The organism is Mediterranea massiliensis (assembly GCF_900128475.1).
In the GTDB taxonomy this organism is placed as follows: domain Bacteria; phylum Bacteroidota; class Bacteroidia; order Bacteroidales; family Bacteroidaceae; genus Bacteroides; species Bacteroides massiliensis_E.
Genome location: NZ_LT635836.1, coordinates 113629 through 138270, shown reverse-complemented (window position 1 = coordinate 138270; position 24642 = coordinate 113629). Strand labels below are relative to the sequence as shown.

Below are 24642 nucleotides of genomic sequence, written 5' to 3'. Positions count from 1 at the left end.
GGTCGCTGGCCGGGGGGGCGGGCATCGTGGCGGTGCTGGTGTTCTTCTGTTTCTTCAACCGCCGCTCGAAGAAGCGCAACCTGACGCACCTCCGCCGCCTGCGCCTTGTGCTCGACCTCTGCCAGAAGATTACCGCCTCCATCCCTGCCGAAGCGCAGACGCAGGAGGAAGTGGCCGAAGCCATCACCGCAGCGGTGGCCGACGACGTGGAGCGCCTCTTCGGCACGAGGGACTTCCTGGTGGAGGACGGGCAGATTGTCTTCCCCCATCTGCACCTGAAGCGCGACGAGGAAGCCTTGCGCCGGCTCATTACCCCCTACATCCAATGGGCGCTCGAGAACGGCAGGGCCACCATCGCGTTGGGCGACGAACGCCGCCGGCTGGAGAAGGAACGCTACGTCAGCGAGCAGCACATCGCCGCCCGCAAGCGGAGCAATGTGGAGAAGAAAGCCTGCCTGGCCATTGTCAACGGCATGCAGCCCTACATCGACCGCCTGGCCAACGAGGCCGGCAAGATGGCGCAGGGGGGCGATATGCTTCAGGCGGAAGTCAAGGCAGGAAAATATCAGTATATGGACGAACTGGTGGCTACCATCAACGACTACAACGACATCCTGGCCCTGTGGATCCGCATGAAGCAGGGGGCCTTGAGCCTCCATGTGGAGAGCTTTGCCCTCGGCGACCTCTTCGCCCTGCTGGGCAAGGGCAGGAGGGTGTTCGACCTGCGCCATCAGACGTTCGAAGTTGTACCCACCGACGCATGGGTGAAGGCCGACCGCGCCCTGACCCTCTTCATGCTGAACACGCTTGTGGACAACGCCCGCAAATACACTCCGCAGGGCGGACACGTGAAGGTATACGCCACCCGTGGAGCCGACTACGTCGAGGTGTCGGTCGAGGACAACGGTCGTGGCCTCTCGCCCTCGGACGCCGCTTCCCTCATGGAGGCGAAGGTCTGCGACTCGAAAGCCATCGGCCTGAACGACGCCGCCGACAAGGAAGAGCTCCTCAAGAGCAAGGGAAGCGGCTTCGGCCTGATGAATTGCAGGGGCATCATCGAGAAGTATCGCAAGACCAACGCCCTGTTCGGCGTCTGCACCTTTGGCGTGGAGAGCCGCCTGGGCAAGGGGAGCCGCTTCTATTTCCGCCTGCCCGTGGGCGTGCGCAAGGCCCTGATGGGGCTGGGCGCGCTCTGTCTGATGGTCCTTGCTTCGTGTGCAGGCCGTCCGATGGCCGATGGGGCAGGTGGCGGAGCCGACTCGTTGTCGGCCGTGACGGGGCAGGACACCCTCCGCGCCGGGCAGATGGACGAGGCGGACGAGCTTCTGCTTTGGGCCTCCGACTATGCCAATGCCGTCTATTACAGCAACATCGACCGCAACTACCGCCAGGCGCTGGCTTATGCCGACTCGGCCCTTTGGTGTCTGAACGAACACTACGTCCGACGGAGCGGGCAGACGACGCCCCTGATGTCGCTCGAGGGCGAGGGCGTCGCTTCGGAGCTGCAATGGTGGGGCGCGTGGTTCGATACGGACTATCATGTGATATTGGACATCCGCAACGAGGCGGCCGTGGCTTTCCTTGCCCTGAAGCAATGGAAGGCCTACCGCTACAACAACGAAGCCTATACGGCCCTCTACAAGCTGCTGGGCGAGGACCAGTCGCTCGAAGAATATTGCCGCCAGCTGGAGCGTTCGGCGGGCAACCGCAGGGTGGGCATCTGGCTGGCCGTGCTCCTCTTCTTCCTGCTGTGCCTAGGCTATTATTATCTCTATATCCGCCGTCGGCTGGTAGACCGCTGGAACCTCGAGCAGGTGCTCGACATCAACGGGCGCATGTTCAGGGCGGCCCGCCACATGCCTCAGGAGACTTCTTCCGAATGGGTGGACAGCGGGGAGGACACGCTCGGACAGATACCCCAGCGGATGGTGGACGAGGCCTTCCAGTCGGTCAACGAGCTGGTGGGCATCGACCGCCTGGGCATTGCCGTCTGCGATGAAGATACCGGCCGGCTGGACTATGTGTGCAGCCCCCGCCTGGCAGCCGGCGAGGAAAGCAGTGCGATGGAGGAGATAAAGCAGTGCTTTGCGCAAAGGAAAGCATTGTTTTCCGACCACGCCCAAATCCTTCCCCTCCTGGTGGAGGCGAGTGGCGGAAGCCGTTGCGTGGGCGTGCTTCACTTGGAGCGCCGTCAGGGTACGGAGGCCGAAGGCGACCGCCTGCTGCTCGAGCTGGTGGCGCGCTACACGGCCATCGTCCTCTTCAACGCCGTGGTGAAGCTGGCGGGCAAGTACCGCGACATCGAGCTGGCGGGCGACGAGGCCCGACGCGCCTCCTACGAGGACAACCAGCTCCATGTGCAGAACCAGGTGCTCGACAACTGCCTCTCGACCATCAAGCACGAGACCCTCTACTATCCCAACAAAATCAGGCAGCTCGTGGGCAAGCTCCGTTCGGGGGCGCTGACTGCCGACGAGGAGCGAGAGACGCTGGCCGCCGTCCGCGAGCTGACCGACTACTATCGGGCGGTCTTCTTCCTGCTCAGCTCGTGCGCCTCGCGCCAGCTCGAGGAAGTGACCTTCCGACGGACGACCCTCTCCACATCCTCCCTGCTGGCCGCGGCAGAGCGATACTTCCGCAAGGCCTCGAAGGGCAAGCGTCCGCCCGTCAGCCTCTCTGTCGAGGCGGAGGAGGCGCAGGTGGTGGGCGATGTGTACCAGCTGAATTTCCTCTTCGAAAGCCTGCTGGACGAAGCCTTGTCCGTCCCTCTGGAAGGCGCTCTTCTACTTTCTGCCCGCGTGGACGGTCCTTTTGTCCGCTTCAGCCTGGCCGACACCCGCCGCGACAAGTCGCAGGACGAGCTGAACCACCTGTTCTCGCCCAGCCTGGAGCGCATGTCGGGCGGAGCGGGCGGTCGCCTGCAGGGCACGGAGTACCTCATTGCCAAGCAGATCGTCCGCGACCACGACGAATATGCCGGCCGGCGAGGGTGCCGCATCTATGCCGAGCGGCTTCAGGAGGTGAAGGGCTTCGTGGTGCACTTCACCCTCCCTCGGAAGATGAACGGAAATGAACGCAAGTAAACAAACAGATATCAATCAATGGAAAAAGAAATGAAACACAAAGTGATTATCGTGGAAGACGCCAAGCTGGAGCTGAAGGGGACGGAAGAAATTTTCCGCCACGAGATACCCGACGCCGAAGTGATAGGCACGGCCATGACCGAGCAGGAATTCTGGCCGCTCATGGAGAAGCAGGTACCCGACCTGGTGCTGCTCGACCTGGGGCTGGGCGGCTCCACAACCGTAGGCGTGGATATCTGCCGCCGCATCGGGCAGAAGTATCCGGGCGTGCATGTGCTGATTTTCACAGGCGAGATACTGAACGAAAAACTTTGGGTGGATGCGCTCGACGCAGGTGCCGACGGTATCATCCTCAAGACGGGCGAACTGCTCACCAAGACCGACGTGCAGGCCGTGATGGATGGCAAGAAGCTGGTCTTCAACTATCCCATTCTGGAGAAGATTGTGGAGCGCTTCCGCCGTTCGGTGCTCAACGATGCCAGGCGGCAGGAGGCCTACATCAGTTACGACATCGACGAGTACGACGAGCGTTTCCTCCGCCACCTGGCCCTGGGCTACACCAAGGAGATGATAGCCTCGCTCAAGGGGATGCCCTTCGGCGTGAAGTCACTCGAAAAGCGTCAGAACGACCTGACCAGCCGCCTCTTCTCCGAGGACGAGCGGGCGGCGGGCGTCAACGCCACGCGCCTGGTGGTGCGCGCCATCGAACTGCGCATTTTGGACATCGACAACCTGGAGCCCGATGAAGAGTAGACACACCTTTTGGCACCCTGCCACGTTGTTCTTCGCGCTGACCTGCCTCGTGGTGCTGTTGTCGTGGATATTGGAAGTCTACGGCGTGCAGGCCGTGTGTGCCGATACGGGCGAAGTCTTCCGCCTGCGCAGCCTTTTGAGCCCCGAGGGCATCCGTTGGATGTTGCGCCACGTGGTGTCCAATTTCATGGAGTTTCCTCCCTTGGGCCCTGTCCTGATGGTGTTGGCGGGTGTGGGCATCCTGATGCATTCAGGCTTGGCGGATGCCTGCCTGCGTCGATGGTCTTGGTTGGGCCGTGGGGTGGGCAGGATGTCGTCAGGAGGCGGACGTTCCCTGTCGCGCAAGGAGCGCAGGGCGTTGCAGAGCGCGTGCGTGGCGGGCGGCATTTATGTAGCAATTCTTCTGTTTGCCACCTTCTCGCCTTGGGCCATCCTGCGTAGCATCAACGGCGGCTTGTCCCGTTCGCCCTTCCTGGAGGGCTTGCCTTTTTTGTTTGCGGCCGGCCTGGCCCTGATGGGACTCTTTTATGGCTTCATCAGCGGGCGTTATCGTCGCGATGCCGACGTGGCCGACGGGCTGGCACACTTGGGCCGTCTGGTTGTGCTCTGCCTGACGGTTGGCTTTTTTGCTTCCCAAATGTTTGCCTGCGTGGACTACTCCCATTTGGGCGATTGCCTGCGTGTCTGGACCTCTTTTATGGGGGACGGCGGGCAGCATTTTGTCGCCCTCTTTCTTTCGTATGTCCCCTTTCTGCTGGCCTGGGGCTATTATTTGCATCGCTCCAAGGGCTAATTTTCATGCTTCGGCCGAAGATTTATCCTCCATTTGTTTGCAGTTCCGATAAAAAAGCGTACCTTTGCACCGCAATTAAGGCTGGTTCCGTAGCTCAGCTGGATAGAGCAACGCCCTTCTAAGGCGTGGGTCTTGCGTTCGAATCGCAACGGAATCACAGAGAAGGAAGTTCTTAAAACACTGATTATTACAGGTTTTAGACTTCCTTTTTTGTATATATATGCCTGTCTTTTATACAAAATAAAATACCTCAACTCACCTGAAAGAGGTCCTATTGGATTAAGCGGATGAATGAGAATGAAATAAAATAATCTCCAGTATTCTTTCAATCCGCACCATCCTACTTCACATCCCCCAACCGAACTATGCATGCGGTCCGGATGACAATTTCCGGTTTGAAAAAAGAATGAGATAGTGAATCTGATTCTATAATCCCTTTCATCAAAGATAAATCACAATCCTGATTTGCCTGCTTCATTATTAAAATACTCCAGTATTGAATCTCGTATGTGGACTGCATTGATGTTTTGCCTGAACGATGCAGAGAATTACTACATAGACGAGATGGAATGAAATTTTTAACTAATATTCACGGTTGTGGAATAGTGGTTTTTGTGTCAATTTCAGTTATATGGATGAGAAAATAAAGGAGCAGCTATTAAAAACAGTGGAATTACTCGTAGTGAAACATCTGGTAATTACAAATATGATCTCGAATATTCAATTGTCAAAAGATGAAAGAGACATCTGAAGGCTATTGAAACTTTGGAATTTATCAATGTATTTTTTCAAAAGAAAACAAATACCTTATAATATAGAAAAGAAAGATGAAAACAACAAAAAATGGAAATACCGAGAAATTGACATTGCCTTTCCCTCATTTCTTGTGGATGATTGGGATTAGTGCCGGTGCCATCAAAGGAAAAACAGTGCTGCATGAACCGAAAGCAGAACAAGAAAATGTAAACGGAGAATATGAAGAAGAAAAATGATGCAGATATGCTGGCAGTTATAGCCCAGGCATCAATTTGTCATGCCATGCGTCCGGCACTGGTCCTTGACGACCGGACTTATACCTATCAGGAATTGTTCGGATTGGCAGGAAGTATTTGTGAAACGCTGAGAAATCTCAAGGAAGACATTATTGGCATTACGGCTGAAAATTGTATCGAAACCTACGCATCCATCTTGGCTGTGATGTTTTCCGGGAAAATCCGATGTTAAAATAGGAATATATTAGAAATGAGCTACTTATGAGCTTTTCTCGAAGAATGAGGTAATGACTTGGCAACAGTCTCAAACTCTGTGATTTGCGGTATTCTTCTGCCAAACAACTCTTTGTTGCAAAGGTACATGTTTTATTGGTATATACAAAAATGCAGTAACATATCTTGTGAAAAAAGTAATGTTAACGTGAGTTCGATATAAAATTAGAAAATAGACAGTTGTCCGTCATTGACAAAGTTTACATCAATGGCGGGCTTCTTTTCAAAAAAGCAATATGCTGCTATAGCCGACAAAGAGTTGGCTATAAAGTTATTGAACGAACGATGTCTGGAGTGTTCTATCTGTGCAATGTTCTTCAGCTCGTCATTAACCGTTTCAATCAAGGCCCTTTTTCTGAGCAGGATCTTGTCGGCGATGCTCATCAGCGAGTTCTTCATATTGTTTTTAACTTTAGTGACAAGCTGAATGCCATTAAGGAAAAGGTTCTCGAAGAGAGCCTGGCCAATATATCCCTTGTCAGCACATAGTTTTCCTTTGATGTTTTCCAGAAACTTACCCTGCTTCAAAGGCTCCCGGTCATCCACGTTTCCAGGAGTAAACATAAAATTGAGGATTTCCCCTTTGTCATTGATTATCAGATGTAGTTTGAATCCGAAGAACCATCCCATAGAACATTTTCCACGCTCGGCAAGTCCTTCAAATGTCTTATGAATAAGGATTCTTTGGTTACGGCAGACACGTAAAGGAGTGGAGTCGACAAAACTGATGCCGGTACAGGTTCCCAGCAGGACTTTCTTGATGAAGATGGTCATAGGAAGCAGCACTTCCTTCTCCAGTTCCACAAAACGGTTATAAGAAACCTGACGCGGAAAAAGGTGTTTCAGATGTTTACAGACATATTCCTTGTAGTAATGCTTGAAACAGCGAAAACCACCGGAGTGAAACAGGATTAGAATAACCATAATCTCAGCATCATTCATACGGTTAGGCTTGTTACGATGCCTGGTTTTCTTATCCTCAATCATATATTTTTCCTGTTGCAATGTAAATTCCTTGCAAAAATCATCGGCCATACAATAAATCTCTGTAACTTTAGACTCTGGAAACATAGTGGTAATCGTTTAAATCTTATAATTCAGCACTATAAATTTAATACTTTTATCGCTATGTTTCTAATTATCACTGAAATATATTTATTATTATTTCGAACTCACGTTAATGTTACTGCATTGCAAATACCATTGTCGATTATTCGTTCGGTTTATATATTGTTCAAATTCCAAATTTCTTTTACCGCACTGACAATCTTGTTGAAACGTCTTTCTATACTTGACTTGTCCCAAACGGGATGTTCTTTGTCTGTTACAAATTCTATAATCTCTTTTTGTTGATTCAATAGATTGTCCCGACCATATACTTGTAATTTATCCGCAAATGGACGATTTCCCAAAGAACTATTTTGCCGTCCAGCCATCAACATCAGGTTTCCAACGCAATTCATCCATTCACCTGAAACGATTCCTTCTTCAGGATTTTTCTTATCCTCATAAACGCCATAACCATTTTCTAAAGGATTAGCTTGTGTCTGTGGGGCTATATGTTCAATACTTTCGTTGGAAATGACATCCGAATAAGAAACCTTAGGAGTTGGATAATTATCATTACACAAATACTGTTCATATCTCCATAGTAAGTAGTTATCCACACGGTTGCCATAAAACCAACCACTCCTAACGTGATTGAGCATTTCCGTATCGCTCCAATACCCCCACCACCAATCGTTGTTAAGTTTCCATTTCACAGAATCTATCTGTTTATTAAAGCTTTCAGTATCGTTCGCATTTTGTATGACATTCTGCAACCTACTTGTTATATCAGCTCGTCCGCCCCTAATCAATGAACGGAACGTTAGATTTTCCAACAGCTTTATAAGGCGCATGAATACTTCATCGCTAACATTCGACAGTTTCGCTTTAATGAGCATAGGATATGAAAAAGCCATGTTATTCATGCACTTCAAGTTTGCAGTATTGAAGGAGTTGTCCTGCTCTATCTGTTTGATAAGGCAAAAGGCTTTGGATAGTCCGTTGACAAAACTTTTTATATGTTTTGTCTGTTCTTCTCTTGAAATGGATTTAAGCCAATCCTTGACTTCGCCTACAACTTTCTCGCTATAATATCCTTTTGGACCTACAGCTCTCCAATAGTAGTTAAGGACATTATCTTCATCCACAGATACAAGGACGATGTTATGATATATTTCTTCAAAAGCCTTTTCTATATAGTGTATGTCATCCTCATTATTTCCTATGCGGAAAATCTGTAACATGAAATAGGCTTTGAGAACTTCCAAATTGGTAAGTTTCTTACCTCTGTCATTTTGGTATGCGAAAATCTGTGCTGCCTGCAACTTGTCCTTGACAATAAAAGTGGTAATGGATGCGTTCTCCAACGTGTTAACCCAAGAAAGCATTTGCTGTACAGAGGATTCCTTTAATTCCGTTTCAAAGTATGTGCGAGCTTTATACATGGCAACTCTTGACTTTGAGGTCAAATCTTCTTCTGAAACAGACTCTTTGTTTTCAATGACTGCATCCACAAAGAAATTGTTGTCATAAGGTACAGTCATGAATTTCTGCTTATTGCGTCTTATATCTTTCAAATAGTAATCAGTAATGTCCTCCAATAAGTTTTTGATGTCATCTGCGTTTTCGTTATTGTCCCATTCCTCATGCCGATGCTTTAAAGCATTCACTAATGTACTGAAAAAGATGATACATGTAGTTAGACGTTGCTGGCCGTCAATGACATATAAAGTATCATCACTTTGTTCAAACAGGAAGTGTCCCAGATAGTAATTCTCTTCACATTCCCTTAAATCCTCAACGAACTGCGAGAATTGCCTTTCTCCCCAAGCGTAAGCACGTTGGTATTCTGGAATAACAAATCGGATATTACGTCTTCCGAATAAGGCTTTAATTGTCGTAGATTCCATAATATTACAAATTAAAATTCAATATTTTTATGGCTATTTGTGCGCAAGCTTCAGCATCAGCCAACGCATGATGATGGTTTTCCAAATCATAGCCACAGTATTGTGCCACGGTTTGGAGTTGGTGATTTGGAAGTTTATTGCCCAAAATAGTTCTCGAAGCCCTGCATGTGCAGTAGAATGCATAATTCGGGTATGGCATTCCATAAGCATGAAAAACCGCTTTCAGGCAACTTTCATCAAACGAACTATTGTGTGCGACCAATGGCAGATCTCCTATCAGTGGACTAACCTTTGCCCATACATCAGGGAAATTGAGAGCCGATTGAGTGGAATCAATCGTCAAGCCATGGACTTGCGTGTTCCAATATGAGTAATAATTGGGTGCAGGGTGGATAAGACTATAAAACTTGTCTATAATCTTATTGTCCTTTACGACAACAACTCCAACGCTGCATACGCTTGAACGATACTGGTTGGCAGTTTCAAAGTCAATTGCCACAAAGCTTTTCATCTTGATTTCCTGTGTCATGTTGGGCAGTCAGCCGTTTATTTTCTCAATCCAATATTTTACTCTTTCAGAAACTACACTTGCGTCTGTGGATTTCACTTCTTCCAAGACAACATATCCGTCTGCATTTATTTCTTTGTCTTGACATCCCATCCGCTTTAATGTATTCTTCAACAATTCCATGTCTTCATTTCTATTGGCGAATTGTATCAGAACATTTCCACTGTTCCCATCTTCAATAATATCCATATAAAGAGTTCTTTCTCCGTTTGAATATAGTTGGCAAGCCAACATATCCCAATACCAGATAAATATATTCCAATTCTCATAAGAACCTACACCATTTTTCCAAGTCGTAGTACGATGATGCCGTTTTATTATATCTTTCAGTTGCTCCACATTATCTATTATATATTGCTGCAACTCCTTGTCTGACTTAAATGTTTCTACAAATTTTCCTTCAGCTATATTGTAATAAGGCTCTGCAAAGTATTGCCACCATTGACCATAACTTCTACGTCCTCCTTTTTCCCATTTTAATGGTTTTGAGAAATCAGAATCTCCGTCATACGTAGCTTGGATATAATAGTGCCCTTGCCAAAAACCAACGTCAATGACTCCGGGATTACCATTTGTATTCGTCATTTTGAACCCGTCATATTGGTCAGACATACCTTCAACATGCCAACATTCTTCTTCCCATTTCGACAAAGCTTTATCCCACATACTTGTATCTTCCGCATAAGCTGTTTCTGGCTGTTGTTCTAAATCTTGTTCATTTGGTTTCTTTTCAGAAATAGTATCAACGCCTCTTGCATTGGCAAGTGAATTGGAAAGCACATTCAAGTCAACGGTTATGCGCTGCTGTTCTGGTACCGCATCTGCACCGTTAGGACTTTTGGCATTGCGATAGGCATTAGAGAAATTTTCGAGCGTATCTTGCTTGTGCTTGTCATCAAATTTGAAATCATCCCCATACAAGTCCTTTCTGAAGGCTTCCACTATACAGAAAAGATTGTCTAATAAAGGGTCAGGAGAACCACTCTTATTTTTACGGCTCAAGTTTTCGCTGTCCTCATCAGGACAGCAATATTCAATAAGTTCTTTGACTGCATTACTGACTGTTGCTATGTATTTCGAATCACAGTGCATTGCCACATAAGATGTCTGAAATTCAAGACGGATTTTTTCTTCATCCGAAAGGCTGTGGTCTTTGATTACATCACATAAGGTATGAAGGTAGTCTTGATAAATACGAAGCTTCTCTCCAAAAATTTTAGCGGCTCTCTCACGTTCCACATCATCATCGCTCTGACCTCTAAGAAGTATCATTGTGATAACGGCTGTAATGATAACGCCCAAAACTGCCGCAAACATTTCATACCAAAGTTCTTTCCCAGTGAAAAGTCTTAGGTAAACGGCAAAGAAACATGCAATGACCACCAATATAGCCACAACCAAAATGGCTTTTCTTTGTGTTAGTTTCATAAGAAATGTCACTACTGTCCACTAAAAATGGACAAGGTTAAAAATTAAATAAATTCGGTTCACTTGAATCATATCGGTCTTTGACATTTTTGAAATTCGATTTGTCGAACAAGTCACTGAGATGTGTTTTGTCGGTCAGAGAGATTCCGAGGATTTGAAGAACCTCATAGACGCTGCGTTCTAATTTCATATCGTGTTGAATTATTGCTACCAAACAGTAAGTAATTATCGCACAATAGATTTGTATGCGTACTGCGTTTTCCGATGTTCCCCAAAACTTCTTAATCCTGAGGTGTTGTTTTATCCATTTGAAGAACAGTTCAACACTCCATCTGTTTCGATAAAGCGATGATATCAACTCCGCAGATGCGTCAAGATTGTTTGTCAGGAAGATATATCGTGTACCGTCTTCAGGATTTTCAACGATGAGTTTTCTAAGTTCCTCAGGATAATCCTTAGAACTTTTATAAACCGTAAAGCACCCGATTGCATCCGAAACTACACCTTCCGGCAATCTTCGTTTCCAGGTTTTAGGCTTGATCCGTACGTTTGTTTTGGCTCGTACAACGAAGAAAGCACCTATACGATTTATCGTATTAAGATTGCTGAAGTCGTTATATCCGCGGTCGAATATGTAGTGCGCTCCAGATTCGTATGGTATCTCAGGCATAGCCTTTGAATCGTGAATGTTGGCAGGTGTAATATGCACAAATGCAGGTACTTCCGCTTCAACATCATAGAGCGTATGCAACTTTATTCCGCCTTTATGTTTGCGAAATTTGGCCCATTCAAACACCGACAGGCACAAATCAACCGTTGTAGAGTCAAATGCGTAAACATGACCGTCAAGTTCGAATATTTTATTGATTCTACGCTTGCGGGCCTCGGCAATCATGAATGTTGCATACTCCTCGAAAATATGGTAATCACGTTGCTCATTAGCCTTACTGAGATTGCTTCGTGTTACAGATTTCCCGATTCCGAGATGGTAGAGTTTCCCAGCATGTGCTTCCATAGCCACAACCAGATCTCGGAGGCTCTCTCGATTGGATAGCTGACCGAACATCATCGTAAGCAACTGATTCCAACAGGTATAGCTTTTGATATACTTGTTGCCATTGTATTTCTTCACAATGTATTTGAATTTCTCGTAATCAAGGAATTTAACTAATTGAGAGAAAACGTACTCGTCTTTAAACATAACGGTCTGATTTTGACCGCAAAGTTAAATTCAAGTCTCGGGAATCTAAAATTACCTATAACAAATTGAATTTCAATAATTTCAAAGAACTTCTATGATTTTTTAGTGGACACTAATGAAGAAATGTATTTAATTTATTCGCAAATACACAAACGTTTTATTATATTTAAAGCCATGTCGGAACGATTTTCATCACATACCGACATGGCTTATCCTTTAACGTACCGGACGTGTGCTTATTTTCTTTCCAAATATATCATAAGTATCTAACCAAGAACCCTTTCTTATTACAAAAGTATCTCCTGCTATACTTACAAATGAGCCTATTGATTCAGGAAGAGTTTTATACTTCTTACCTGATTCATCATACAAATCATACCACGCCCCCTTTTGAACGATAAAGAAATGTGTACTCCATCCAAGCATCGTCCCAATACTTTCAGGCATTGTTTTTTGTTTTTTTCCACGGTCGTCAAAGATGTCATACCAACTTCCATGACGTTCAATTATTGAAATAGCCATAATGTTAATATACATGGTCTTACAGTCCCTTTTGACCTTTTAATTAAAACCACGAAGCGTGGAACTGCAATGCTACCACGTCTTAAGTCGGAGGTCGTAGGAAAAACCTTTATTCAGGATATGGTAATAACAGCCTACGCTATAGCGTGAGAACCACTATGCCGTCTCTCTGAATAAGTCTTGAATTTCCTACGTTCCCGACTTAGAGATAAGCATAACGCTTTTTCTTTTTTCTCGTATGTCTTGGAAAGAGTTGCCTCAATCCAATTACAAAGATAGAGGATTTTTTCGGTAATCCCCTATCTTATAATGTTTTTATTTGATTTTGGAGTGTTTTTGAGCACATCCTATATTTTTAGTCCCTTATCCTGCCTTGTAGGTGTAATCCCTAAACCGTTTCTCCATTCATTCGCTTTCTGTCTGAACCATTGGACAAGCGAAATATCATTCACGCATATATGGTAGTGTTCTTTCTTGGTCTTGTCCTCCTCAAATGAGAAAGCCGCATTCTCGTCACGGAACTTTCGGTTGAATTCAGGGGAATAGAAATCGCCTTTCAGCCTTACTTTCTTCAACTTGCACAATTCTTGGATTAGCCTTTCAGAGAAATGCAAGGTGTTTCGGCAAAAGTCAATCAACGGAAGCAGCTTCTCCACATAAGGGAAATAACGCTGTATCCTGTCCATATACTCATTGAACTTGGTGCGTTCTTCCCTATGTGTCTGTTCCATTGTCTTGATATGCCGTACCAATTCTTCGTTCTGACTTTCAAGGGCGGATATGCGTTGCTGCAATTCCTCCCTTTCCGCTTTCAACTTGCCGCTGCCCAAAAGAGAACCGACCTTTGCCACGAGTGCCGCTTTCGCCTCGGTCTTGGCGGCTTCCAACTTCTCCGACTTGATTTCTTTCCGCACTTCGTCAAGCTGCCGTTCCGCCTGTTGCTGTTCGGTCTGCAACTGCTGTACGTTGGCTTCAAGCTCTCCCGTCTGCCGTTTCAGGTCACGGTAGTATTGGGCGGTTGTCATGTGCCGTGCCTCCGAACCTCGGACACCACGCTGCAAGCCGTACTTCGCCATCGCTGCGGCGTAGCTGTCATGGTAGGCGACAAGCCTTTCACGGGTCAGGAGGTCATCGGCGCACAGGCGCACGGCGTTGGCTTTCTTTCGGTAGGTGCGTCTGCCCTCCGCTTGCTTCTTCCTTGCTTTCCTGCGTTCGCCCGTCACTATCGGCACGACCGTGGCGTGGATGTGCGGCGTATGCTCGTCCATGTGCAGCACTGCCGATACGGTGTTCTCCCTGCCGAATGTGCGGTGCAGCCATTGCAGGTTGTCATCGCACCATTCGGATAGTCTGCCCTCGTCCTGCACTCTCATCATATCCTCGTGTGTACCCGAAAGCACGATGCGGATTGCCCGCACTTGGTCGGGTGTTATCTTCCGTTTGATGCCAGCCGTGTGGATGCGGTGGCTTATCGCTCCGGTGCGGTCTGCCACACCGTCGGGAAATTCCACCAATTCACGGTTGAGGTGGGTGCGTGTGGGGTCTGCGTTCTTGGGCGTGGTCTTGCGTTCTATATGATCGGATGCGCCCGTGTCAGCCGACCCTTTCGCCTTGTTGATTTGGATGCTTATGTATCCCATGTTCGTTTCTTGTTTTGTTAGGTTCTACAAACTTGTTTGTCGGTATCCGTCCGCCTGCGGTCGTGCCGCACGGGGCAAACGGGGGTGTCCAGAGGGGTGCAACCCCGCTGGCTCATTGGGGTGTTTTTAGCATTAGCGTCAGCGGTGCGTGAAGAAAACGCCCTAATAAGCTATGGCTTTTTGCTTCCCAAAAGCCTGCGGCGGTGTCGGCGATGTTGTCTGTGGGTATCTTACGCCTTTTTCTTTTCGCCAGCGACATCGGCTTTCCCTTGTCGGTCGGTAGGATGGAAGTCCGTCCGACCTGCCTGCGGATGGCGGTGTTCGCCTCTGTTGCTTCCCCGGCGGACTTGTTGAGGGTGAAAAAGCGTTGAATTGTTGATGCGAGTAGATAATATACTGATATACTGCAAGATATACTCTAAACAATCTCTCAACAAAAGCATGTCACCCAACAAACGGATGTGAAAAGAAAAGGCAAGTTCGGAGAGGTGTGCCGATGCTTTTTCTTTTCATCAGCCGTTGTGTGTTGTTGGCGGTTTGTTGAGGTTGTATGTTATTATATACCAATACTTTTCTATCTTTATTCAACAATTCAACAGAATATCAAAGCCTTTCCAGCAGACCTTTCGTGACGGTATAGTACCTGCCCACGCATCTTCGGGTTTGGTAACGGTCTGTGCCGCCGTATTGGTAGGCGGTATAAGTAAGACCATTGGGAGCTGGTGTTAGTTTCCAGCACTCCTGCACCACTTTCCGAACCTGCGACTTCTCCACCTTGACTTGTGAGCAGACAAGCAACGGGATGATGTCGTTAAGGCAGAAAGACACCGTTTCCACTTCCATCTTCGCCATGATGTCAAGCAGCAGTTCCGCCATCTCTATCTCCAATCGGTTGCGGTTGCTTCAGATAATCTTCCGCAGGGCATCCGTCTCCAGCTGCTTCGGGTTGAACCACATGCGGCTTTCCTTCTCAGTGGATAGCTTTCGACCAGCAAGGAAATGCAGGAAAGCGGGAATTTCCGCTTTTAGCTTTTGCAGGAAATCGGTATCATCGCTTTGGAGCGGCACAATCTTTCGCACCCAATAGCGTGTCTCCCCTGCGTCAATGATAACGGGCAGATGCTCGTTGTTGGAGCAAAGCACGAACTTGGCGAAGAAGCCTATCTCGTCACGGTCTTTGCCTTTCGCCTCCACCTTGTAGGAAAGCGTGGTGCTTAGGTTCTTCAACCTCTCGCTGTCCTCACGGCGGTTGAGCAGCACCTCGTCCACCATGATGAGCAACTTGCCCGCCCAGTCGGAATTGAACTGGCTGCGGAAGTCCTCGTTGGTGTTGAAAGTCACGTTGTTTTGGAATACGGCTTTCAGGAAGTTCAGGAACGTGCTTTTGCCCGTATTCCTCTCTTCGGACACGAGCAGGAGGATGGGCAGTTTCTGAACGGGATAGAGGTAGAGCAGCTGCAAGTAGTCCATGCCCAACTCGTACTGTTCGCCGAAGATGTGTTCCACCAACGAACGGATGCAGGGGAAGTCGCCCTCCTGCGGCTGGTGGCTTATCGGCTCGTAGAGGTTGAGGAACTTGCCGACAACGGGCTGGTAGCCCACATGGTCGGGAACGGTGCAGAAGCCGTCATACTTGGGAACGCTCGCCATATAGTCCTTGCCGTAGTCCTGCCGCAGGGTCTCGGAGTTCCATGCGATGCGTTTCCTCACATAGCCGCCGTCAATACGGGGCTGGTTTACAATCTTGTAGAGCGCGGTGCCTACTCGGATGAATGTTTCTTTCTTTTCCATGTCTTTAATACAGATTTAGTGCCGCCGACACCTTGTCGGCAGGCGGATTAAACATGGCTGCAAAGCTACGACAGGGCGGCTAAAGCCTTGATACGTAAAACTATGCAGAACGACGCAAAAGAAACTAACGGACAAGAAAATGCAGCGGAATGGGTAATGCCAGCTGTCAAAAGACGAAAAGAAAAGCCCGGAGAAGCGGAAAATGGTACTTCTTCGGGCAAAGGGATTGTGTGAGTGCACGGGCGTATTGACACGCAACTGCACCCGCTAACACTTACACGATGTGCTGTTGCCTAACGAAAGCCAAAGCATTTGTCTGTCTTTTCGCAAGCACAGCCTTTCCAACAGGGCATTGCGCACCCTTGCGGCGTTGGGCGTGTTGATGCGGAAAGCGAGTGCCACGACCATTGGCAGGGCATACGTTTCTGCATAATAGTCGTTTGGTAACTTGATACGCCTTTCCACACCGTAAGGCTGCAATACTCCGCTCTTGTACACGGCTCGGATGGCTGCACGGAGTGTCGGGGCGATGACACCGAACAGCGTCACCAATTCCATTTCACACATCCACACGCTGGCAGTATCAGACGGCACGACAATCCTGCCACACCCGTCCATCGTGATAGTTGTCCGTTTCATAGGCTGTACGTCAAATGGCGAAACGTCCGCTTATCTTGCTCTCAAAGGCGGATATGTCGTTTTCAAGTTTAGCGTTGGTCACTTGTAGGCTCGGCTGTCGGCGCCATGCCACCTTACGGTGGTAGGTTTCCGACAGCCTGCCTCCGAACCGTACGTACACGTCTCCATGTATACGGCTCTCCGCCCATAACGGCATTTTAGCTATTCTCCGCATGAATCATGTTATGACATTCTGCACAGACGATTAAAGATTTTCTATGCATTTTGAGCATTTTACGTTCCCATCCGGTTTTGCCTCTTAAATCTGAGAGTTTCCTGACGTGGTGTGACACAACATTTCCTACTTTTCCGCACAACTCACACTTATTTGCAGTCAGTCTTTCGACCAGACTCATAGATGGAGTGTTGAACAAGTAGGGCAAGTTATCACATTTTTGAGTTCCCAAGTCGGTAATACGCTTGAAGCCCTCATTGTAAAACACCCTTGGTTTGCGTTCGCCTTTCTTGTCCGTATACCACACCACAAATTTATCATCTTCACGATACTTGTCTGTTATGGTTCTGACGGAACTGTTAAGTTTTTGCGCAAATGTCTTTAGCATACTGAACCTCATGATACATCCAAATGAACGTCCAAGTGCCGATGCATTGTTTGCAATGGAGTAGTAGTTGTAGAATCCTCTGATTTCTGTGTTGAAACGTGCTACTATGTCTTGTGGCTCATTGTCTATCAGGTATGTTCTACCTTTAGACCTCCACACTTCTTTGCCATTTTGTGTTTTCACATTCATGGCTTCAAGACTCAGTAACTTCTTCTTTATTACTTCTCGTGATACGTGTAGTATCACATTACCATTACGATGTCTACGAGTTTCTCCTCTTGCATTTTTCTGCGTTGTGTAATCTTTACGGACTGATATTTCATAGCCGAGAAATTTTGCACTGTCTTGTGCGTTGGTTATCAAGGTCTTTTCTTGTGACATTTCCAATTTTAGCTTCTTTTGCATAAATTGTGTGACATCCGCCTTGATTTTCTCGCACTCTGCTTTATTTCCAATGACCCCTATAAGGAAATCATCAGCGTAGCGTACATAATTCAATCTACGGAAATTCTCATCCATATCGTTACCGCTCGGCATAGTCAGTATTTGCTGTTGCTTATTACGAACTTCCTCCCGCATTGCTTCCAATTTATCAACGTCCGTCACCTCCTTCATTCTCTTCTTTAGATAGTGAACTCGATTGTTCAGTCTGCCGATATCCTTGTTGCGGTGTCTAACTTTACCCTTATGGAAATCTTGTGCATACTTCTTCATATACTTATCGAACTTGTCCAGGTAGATATTAACCAGTATTGGACTGATAATTCCACCTTGAGGCGTACCCGAATAAGTTCTATTGAAGTGCCATTCTTCCAAATATCCAGCGTTGAGAAATTTACGTATTAACCGAAGGAAACGTTCGTCAGATATGCGTTCCCTCAGAATTTCTATCATCACGCCATGGTTGATATTGTCAAAGAAACCTTTTATGTCTCCCTCAATGAACCACTTTGTTCCGTTGAAATTATTCTGTAGACTCTTAAGTGCCGTGTGGCAGCTTTTGTGTGGTCTGAAACCATGTGAAGTCCGTTCAAAATATCCTTCGTATATGGCTTCGAGAACCATTCTCACTACCTCTTGCACTAATTTATCTGCAAACGTAGGGATACCGAGCGGACGTAACTTTCCGCTCTTCTTCGGTATGTAAACCCTCTTTGCCGGTTTAGGCCTATAGACTTCGCTTTTGAGACTGTCTATTAATGCGTGTATCTTGTCAATGCTCATGCCGTCCTCCGTCTGTCCATCAGTACCGGGTGTCATATTGCCTGGTTTTGCATGAATGCGCTGATATGCGACTAAGAACATCTGCTCATTGAACAGAATACGATAGAGTCGTTCGTATTTGTAACCTGACTCGTTGCTGTGTTCAGCTAAAATGTTTAATACTTGCTCGGGATTTCTCATACGTCTCTCACGTTTTCCTTTGTTTGTACTAAAGTTATGGACTGTTCCCCTTCGCCATGTACAAGCCGTTAACTTGCTCGGACTACTATGGGAACTCCGTTGCCATATCAGATATTCAGAGACCAGCTCTCATAGCCTTTGAGGCGTTCTGACTTAGGCAATCCCCAGTTAGTTTCACTTGATAACTATTAGCGTGACATATTGTCGGATGCGACTTTCGTTCTTGTCCGCTTATTGCGGCTGTGTCATAGTCGGTTCTTAATGCTCTGAACTAACGCACAAAATAGCCAGAGTACTATGAAATAGCGTATATAAAAGCCTTCCGCTATTGCAAGATGTGGTACCACCGAACTATCGTTCAACCAATCAAGGCTTCATCCTTGTATATGTCGTTTCGTCTTGCCCTTCAGTCGCTACTTGGCTATTAGTAGACTCAGGGCTTTAATCAGCATGCTACACTCCCCGTTAGGTTTCCCCGTCGGATAAGCTGATTGACGATAGGATTATATTGAACCCAATCCTAACTTCTTGCTACAGAAGTATTTATCAAGCGACCAGTCTGGGCGCACTCGCGTAAATTTGCGTGGTGGTTATGTTCGTATGCCCCAAAATCTTGCTTACGCTTTCTATCGGCATACCGTAATTCAATGCCAAAACAGCGAATGAATGGCGGCTTAAATGGAATGAAACCGGCTTTTCTATCCCGCATTTCTTCGCCACAGCCTTGATACGCTTGTTCACCATGTCAAGCGAGCCGATATTGAAAAGCCGCTTGTCAGTCCTGAACGGCTCGTAACGCTTGATAATCTGCATCGGGATGTCCATCAGCTTGATTTGGAACGGTACTCCCGTCTTTTGACGTTTCGACACAATCCAAGGTGTGCCGTTTATTTCAACGATGTTGTCGGTGGTCAAATTCTTTATGTCCGTGAACGAGATGCCCGTCCAGCACCCGAACAGGAACAAATCCTTCGCCAATGCGAAGTTGGGATTGTCCAGTTTGATTGCGCCCAATGCCCGCATCTCGTCCTCCGTGAGAAAGCCGCGCTCCTTGTGGTCAGGGTCAACGTGGTACATCGCAAACGGGTTTCTCGGTATCTTGCCGTTGTAGTGAGCCGTGGTGACGATGTGTTTCAACGGTATGGAGTATATCCACACGGACGATTGCGCCAGCCCGACCTCGTTACGCAGGTACAGGCAGTAGTCACGGATGAAGTCCTCCGTCAGTTCGTTCATCGCCATGTCTGTCCGCTTGTATTGACGCTTGATAAACTCCGCCACGTATTTGCGGACGGTCAGATACTTCTGATACGTGCGCTTAGAGCGGTCTTTGCCCACCCGTTTGGCAAACGCCTCGTTCTCCTTGTCAAATGCTCGTAACAATGTTTCATACTCCGTGCCGATGCCCTGATAGGCGTTGCGTACCATTTCAGCCGTGACATACGCCTCACGGTCGGAAAGCCGCTGGTAGTGCTTAGTTATCTGCGCCTTGATGTTGTCAAGCGTATAGTTCACAGCCACCGCCTCGCGGCTCTTACCTTTTGCCCGGTTGCCTTTGGCATCCCACAAATCCTTGGAGATGCGCTGTTTGCAACTGAACTGCGCGATAGTCCCGTTGATTGTAACCCGTCCCATGATGGGGACAATCCCATTCTTTTCCTTGCTTCCGTTTACATAGAAGACGGTCTTGAAAGTACTCCTCATAATCCTACTTTTTGTTTGGTGCAAAATTAGTTTACGGGAGTTGTAAAGGCAGAATGTAAACCTACGCAGAACGCAGAAATAGAGACTGTTAGTGTTAAATGTGCATTCGGTGTCGGGTAATGGTTTGGAAGTACATCTGTTACTGCAATCCGCCTAAATCCGTTTTTCCGCCCTTGTGCCATTCTGTGCCACCCGAAGCCAAACTCTCTGACCGTCAGTGAGAATGCTCAAATTCGCTTTATTCTGCGTTTTATCCTATTATTTTCCGTTAAAACCTATGTCATGTTGCATCCCGATTATCCTGCAGAGCGCAACTCTCGGATTGCCAGGCAATCCGGTATTGGCCTGTTGCTTTACAGTGGGGAGAATGGCAATATACTTCCCGCTGACATCAGTGCCAAACGTGTGTCTCTCTCCTCACGTCGGTCTGCTTTGCCGTCCGGCATTGTGCTGTATGAGGTTAATCCCGACGTGCCCGCTTACATTATCTTCACGTCAGGAAGTACGGGAGAACCCAAGGGTGTTCCGATATCTCGAAGGAACCTGAATGCTTTCTACCAGGCTTATCGTGCTTTAGGATGGAAACTGGACGAAAACGACCGTATGCTCCAGATGTTTGAACTGACATTCGATGTCTCCGTCGTGTCGTTTCTTTATCCACTCACCCTCGGAGCGTGTGTCTATGCTGTTCCGCAGAAAGGAATGAAATACCTGAACGTATTGGATCTCATGGAGCGCCATCGTCTCACGTTTGCGGCAGTAGCCCCTTCCGTACTTCGGTTATCACGTCCTTATTTTGGGGAAATCAGTTTTCCGGACTTGCGCTATCTCATAGTCACAGCCGAAGCCACCGATGTGAATCTGCTTGATGAATTTCGCCCTTGCATTCCCAATGCTACGGTAATCAATCTGTATGGACCTACCGAAGCTACCATCTACTGCACTTCGTATGTTATTCCGGCTGAAGGAGCCAAGCACCATAACGGTATGGCCGCAATAGGAAGACCTTTTCAGGGTATGGACTATGTGATTGCCTCCCCTTCGGGCAAACGACTTCCGATTGGCGAGATCGGGGAATTGTGGATTGCCGGGCCGCAGTTAATGAGCGGATATTGGTGCGCTCCCGAAAGAACTGCGGAAAGTTTTGTTACAGATCCCTCCGGAAAGCTCTATTACCGTACCGGCGATCTTTGTCTGGCAGATTCTGATGGAGATATTATTTATTGTGGTCGTAAGGACACGCAAGTAAAGATACAAGGTTTCAGGATAGAATTGGGTGAAATAGAACACCACGTTAAGGCGTTTTACAGGCATACTTGCAACGCTTTGGTTTTGCCGGTTTATACTTCTGACGGAAATTGTGAACTGCACCTTGTTATAGAAAAGGATGCTGAAAACACGGAGGAACTTGAACGATATATGCTAAGCCATGTGCCGTCTTATATGTTGCCCCGTCGCATTCACTTCATCCCTTGTTTTCCACAAAACAACAGTAACAAAATTGACCGGAACCAACTATTAAAGAACATCACTCAATAAATAAAAAAGCAATCAAGTATATGGAAACAACAGAATTATTGGAAATCTTGAACGGAATATTCAGAAAAGTATTAAAGAGAGACGACGTCACATTGACCGAAAGCACTACTGCCCAGGATGTGGACGGATGGGATTCCCTGACCAATATGATACTGCTCACCGAGATAGAGAAAAAGTTCGGTGTGCGTTTTTCGTTTCGCGAGATAGTGAAATTGAAAAATGTGGGCGATCTTTGCCATACCATCATGAATAAGGCCCAATAGGATAGGAGGAAAAAGCAATGTCATTCATTTCCCTTGAATTTGTCCTGCTGTTCCTGCTCTGTTTCACATTATACCATTTTGTCAGTGATAAAGGACGGAAGTTTGTTTTGCTTGCGGCAAGTGGAGTTTTCATCGGATACTTCAATCCCGCATTTCTTGTCACGGCACTGGTCGTAAGCCTTTTTACATACGGTGCGGCGATACTTGTCGAGCAAGCCTGCGAAAAGGAAAGAGGATCCAGTTTGATTTACTGGAGCAGCATATCCTGCCTTGTCCTCTGCTGGATTGGTTTCCGTTATGCCAACCGCTTAAACGGAGACTCTGGTTTTATTTTTCTATTGGGAATGTCGTTCTATACCTTTCAGGCCATCGGCTACTTGACGGAAGTCTATTGGGAGGAGGAAAAGACAGAACGTAGTCTGATTGATTTCCTGCTTTATATGCTTCTGTTCATGAAGTTCCTGTCTGGCCCGATTGAACGGTCCGCCGATTTGCTTCCGCAAGTCCGAAGACTCTCTCCTGCATCCTATCCCATGATAACCTATGGCCTGAGGCTGATTGTGGTGGGCTTGGTGAAGAAACTGCTACTTGCCGACCATATAGGACCCTATATTGACGGGGTGTTCGATTCGATGCACACCGTCTCAGGCGTGCAACTGCTTATGGCCTGCCTTCTCTATCCCATTGAACTTTATGCCGATTTTTCCGGCTACACGGATATGGCGATTGGAACAGGAATGCTGTTTGGCTTGAAACTGTCGCCCAACTTCGCGCATCCCTTTGCCGCCCAAACCACGGCTGAGTTCTGGCGTCGCTGGCATATTTCCCTTTCCTCCTGGGTACGGGATTACCTTTTTCTCCCTTTGTCGTCGCTTACACGCCGTTGGGGGCAATGGGGTGTGGCTGCAAGCCTTATGGTAACCTTTATTGCCTTGGGTATATGGCATGGTGCGGGATGGACATTTGCCGTCTATGGATTCATACAGGGACTTGTGATTGCATGGGAACTGAGGACTGAAAAAATACGGAACAAGGTAAGGAAGCGTATCGGCAAACGGCTGTTCGCCACGCTTTCAATTATCCGCACCTACCTCATCTTTGCCGTATCGCTGGTGTTTTTCAAGGCACAGTCCGTTTCAGACGCATTCTATTTCCTGCGGAGTATTTCTTTTCAGACCCATGCGAGCTGGAAAGAAATTAATATCGGTATGTCCGACCACATCTGTATCGTGGCAGGCTCCACCTTGTTGTTGATACTGCTTTATGACTTTTTTATGTCCAAAGGCGACTTGCACCTTCGTTTTGAAAAGCAGCCTGCCTTATTTCGCTGGACAGTGTATTATTTAATTGTGTTTGCCGTGTTTGCCTATGGCAAGTTCGGTACGGAAGACTTCATATATCTGCAATTCTGATGGAAAAAAATCTGGATACTATTATTGGTGCAAACATCCGTAAACGGTCTGCTTTCCTACACTTTGTCCGAAAGTTAGTCCTGTTCACCATACCATTTTGGGCTTTGATTGCCCTGTACGTTTACGATGATCCTTTTATGGTACTTCACAAATATGACGTATATGATTCTGATGTCACACTGAACGAACATCATGTAGGTTGGCAAATATACAAGAACCATAATGACAGCGTGCATTTCAATTCATTTATTTTGGGTAATTCCTGCACGATGGCATTCCGATGCGGGGAATGGGAAAAATATCTTGCTCCCGGCGATCGTGCCATCCGCCTTTTCGGCAATGCGGAGAGCATAAAAGCGATAAGCCTCAAACTCCGTGCCCTTGACCGTGAAGGTGCAGAAATAAAGAATGTGCTGATAATTCTTGATCGGGCTTCCCTTTCACATTTTGAGCTCCTGACGGGTCCCAGTAATATTCTTCCGTCTGCCATATCAGGGCGTAATCCGTTTACGGTTCAGTTGGCGTTCATACAGGGATTCGCAACACCTGATTTTTTGTTCCCATACCTGAAATACCGCATAACCGGAAAAGTAGAACTGAAAATGAAACGAATGAATCCTTATGGAAGGATACGTGATTCGAAGAATAATGACGCATTCAACCCTCGTGAAAAGCAGATTGAACAGGAAGGCGAGGCGTATTGGAAAAATCGTAAAAAAGAGTTTCCCGAACGGGATGGCACGGTCACCATAACTGCTCCCGCCATATATCAAAAGCAACGGAAGGTACTGGATGAAATCATGGACGTGCTGCGTCGTCATAACACCTCAATACGTGTCGTTATCAGTCCGGATTATAACCAGAAAGAACTGCACCCGGATGATAGAGAAATCTTGCAAAGCATTTTTGGAAAAGAAAATGTATATGATTTCAGTGGTATTAACGAGTTTACAGAAGATTATCACAACTATTATGAATCAGGACACTACCGTCCCTTGTTAGGCAATAAACTACTGGAAAGAATTTATAAATTTCAATGATATCAGATAACTCCCAAAAGATTCTTACGGGTAGCAGG

Annotated in this window: 20 protein-coding genes, 1 tRNA gene and 1 pseudogene; 11 read left to right on the top strand and 11 right to left on the bottom strand. The window is 47.1% G+C overall.

What is annotated here, in order from left to right:
- The 6 genes from BQ7483_RS05205 to BQ7483_RS05180 form a co-directional block, all read left to right on the top strand.
- The coding region (locus tag BQ7483_RS05205) for a DUF5113 domain-containing protein (RefSeq protein WP_072545126.1) at positions 1-3083 on the top strand (3083 nt) is incomplete at its 5' end.
- A gap of 18 nt (positions 3084-3101) precedes the next feature.
- Entirely contained in the window at positions 3102-3836 is a 735-nt protein-coding gene (locus tag BQ7483_RS05200) for a DUF5932 domain-containing protein (protein ID WP_072545125.1), read from the top strand.
- Entirely contained in the window at positions 3826-4629 is an 804-nt protein-coding gene (locus BQ7483_RS05195; RefSeq protein WP_022021308.1) for an AbgT family transporter, read from the top strand. Before BQ7483_RS05200 ends, BQ7483_RS05195 begins: the two co-directional genes overlap by 11 nt.
- 83 nt (positions 4630-4712) lie before the next feature.
- Positions 4713-4786 (top strand) — tRNA-Arg (locus BQ7483_RS05190).
- Positions 4787-5456: 670 nt separating this feature from the next.
- The gene (locus BQ7483_RS17705; protein ID WP_154673567.1) at positions 5457-5621 is read left to right on the top strand and encodes a hypothetical protein; all 165 of its coding nucleotides are present in this window, start codon (positions 5457-5459) and stop codon (positions 5619-5621) included.
- Positions 5605-5853, top strand: coding sequence for an AMP-binding protein (locus tag BQ7483_RS05180; protein WP_072545122.1), 249 nt, complete (start codon positions 5605-5607; stop codon positions 5851-5853). The genes BQ7483_RS17705 and BQ7483_RS05180 overlap by 17 nt, the downstream gene beginning before the upstream one ends.
- 206 nt (positions 5854-6059) lie before the next feature.
- On the opposite strand, the gene BQ7483_RS05175 is transcribed toward BQ7483_RS05180, so the two are convergent.
- The 8 genes and pseudogenes from BQ7483_RS05175 to BQ7483_RS05140 form a co-directional block, all read right to left on the bottom strand.
- On the bottom strand, positions 6060-6965 hold the full coding sequence (locus BQ7483_RS05175; RefSeq protein WP_072545121.1) for an IS982 family transposase: 906 nt from the start codon (positions 6963-6965) through the stop codon (positions 6060-6062).
- 152 nt (positions 6966-7117) lie between these two features.
- Positions 7118-8851 carry a DUF262 domain-containing protein gene (locus BQ7483_RS05170; RefSeq protein WP_072545120.1) on the bottom strand — a complete coding sequence of 578 codons (1734 nt, stop codon included), beginning with the start codon at positions 8849-8851 and terminating at the stop codon, positions 7118-7120.
- Positions 8852-8855: 4 nt separating this feature from the next.
- A complete protein-coding gene (locus BQ7483_RS05165) occupies positions 8856-9362 on the bottom strand; it encodes a 3'-5' exonuclease (protein WP_072545436.1) in 507 nt (168 codons plus the stop codon).
- Positions 9363-9389: 27 nt separating this feature from the next.
- Complete coding sequence (locus BQ7483_RS05160; protein ID WP_139247538.1) at positions 9390-10847, bottom strand: hypothetical protein; 1458 nt, start codon at positions 10845-10847, stop codon at positions 9390-9392.
- Between the two features lie 37 nt (positions 10848-10884).
- On the bottom strand, positions 10885-12048 hold the full coding sequence (locus BQ7483_RS05155; protein WP_072544385.1) for an IS4 family transposase: 1164 nt from the start codon (positions 12046-12048) through the stop codon (positions 10885-10887).
- 216 nt (positions 12049-12264) lie between these two features.
- Positions 12265-12585 carry a hypothetical protein gene (locus BQ7483_RS05150; protein WP_235847309.1) on the bottom strand — a complete coding sequence of 107 codons (321 nt, stop codon included), beginning with the start codon at positions 12583-12585 and terminating at the stop codon, positions 12265-12267.
- 332 nt (positions 12586-12917) lie between these two features.
- The gene (gene mobV, locus BQ7483_RS05145) at positions 12918-14210 is read right to left on the bottom strand and encodes a MobV family relaxase (RefSeq protein WP_072545118.1); all 1293 of its coding nucleotides are present in this window, start codon (positions 14208-14210) and stop codon (positions 12918-12920) included.
- A 603-nt stretch (positions 14211-14813) separates the two neighbouring features.
- Positions 14814-16001 (bottom strand): annotated as a pseudogene (locus BQ7483_RS05140) (primase-helicase family protein).
- Between the two features lie 102 nt (positions 16002-16103).
- On the opposite strand from BQ7483_RS05140, the gene BQ7483_RS18135 reads away from it, so the two are divergent.
- Positions 16104-16235 (top strand): hypothetical protein, encoded by a 132-nt coding sequence (locus BQ7483_RS18135; protein WP_262493912.1) that lies wholly within the window; start codon positions 16104-16106, stop codon positions 16233-16235.
- A gap of 33 nt (positions 16236-16268) precedes the next feature.
- On the opposite strand, the gene BQ7483_RS05135 is transcribed toward BQ7483_RS18135, so the two are convergent.
- The 3 genes from BQ7483_RS05135 to BQ7483_RS05120 all read right to left on the bottom strand — a co-directional run bounded on the left by BQ7483_RS05135 (position 16269) and on the right by BQ7483_RS05120 (position 20350).
- Complete coding sequence (locus BQ7483_RS05135) at positions 16269-16640, bottom strand: hypothetical protein (protein WP_072545117.1); 372 nt, start codon at positions 16638-16640, stop codon at positions 16269-16271.
- A 197-nt stretch (positions 16641-16837) separates the two neighbouring features.
- The gene (locus BQ7483_RS05125; RefSeq protein ID WP_072545116.1) at positions 16838-18646 is read right to left on the bottom strand and encodes a reverse transcriptase/maturase family protein; all 1809 of its coding nucleotides are present in this window, start codon (positions 18644-18646) and stop codon (positions 16838-16840) included.
- A gap of 546 nt (positions 18647-19192) precedes the next feature.
- Entirely contained in the window at positions 19193-20350 is a 1158-nt protein-coding gene (locus tag BQ7483_RS05120; RefSeq protein WP_072545115.1) for a site-specific integrase, read from the bottom strand.
- Positions 20351-20632: 282 nt separating this feature from the next.
- Between BQ7483_RS05120 and BQ7483_RS05115 the strand changes: the two genes are divergently transcribed.
- The 4 genes from BQ7483_RS05115 to BQ7483_RS05100 are packed head-to-tail and all read left to right on the top strand — an operon-like array spanning position 20633 to position 24604.
- Positions 20633-21889 (top strand): AMP-binding protein, encoded by a 1257-nt coding sequence (locus BQ7483_RS05115; RefSeq protein WP_235847308.1) that lies wholly within the window; start codon positions 20633-20635, stop codon positions 21887-21889.
- A gap of 20 nt (positions 21890-21909) precedes the next feature.
- Positions 21910-22152 (top strand): acyl carrier protein, encoded by a 243-nt coding sequence (locus BQ7483_RS05110; RefSeq protein WP_072545114.1) that lies wholly within the window; start codon positions 21910-21912, stop codon positions 22150-22152.
- 17 nt (positions 22153-22169) lie between these two features.
- Entirely contained in the window at positions 22170-23564 is a 1395-nt protein-coding gene (locus BQ7483_RS05105) for an MBOAT family O-acyltransferase (protein WP_072545113.1), read from the top strand.
- Positions 23564-24604: a histidine kinase gene (locus tag BQ7483_RS05100; protein ID WP_072545112.1), complete on the top strand. Its 1041-nt coding sequence runs from the start codon at positions 23564-23566 to the stop codon at positions 24602-24604. Before BQ7483_RS05105 ends, BQ7483_RS05100 begins: the two co-directional genes overlap by 1 nt.
- The last annotated feature ends 38 nt before the right edge of the window (positions 24605-24642 follow it).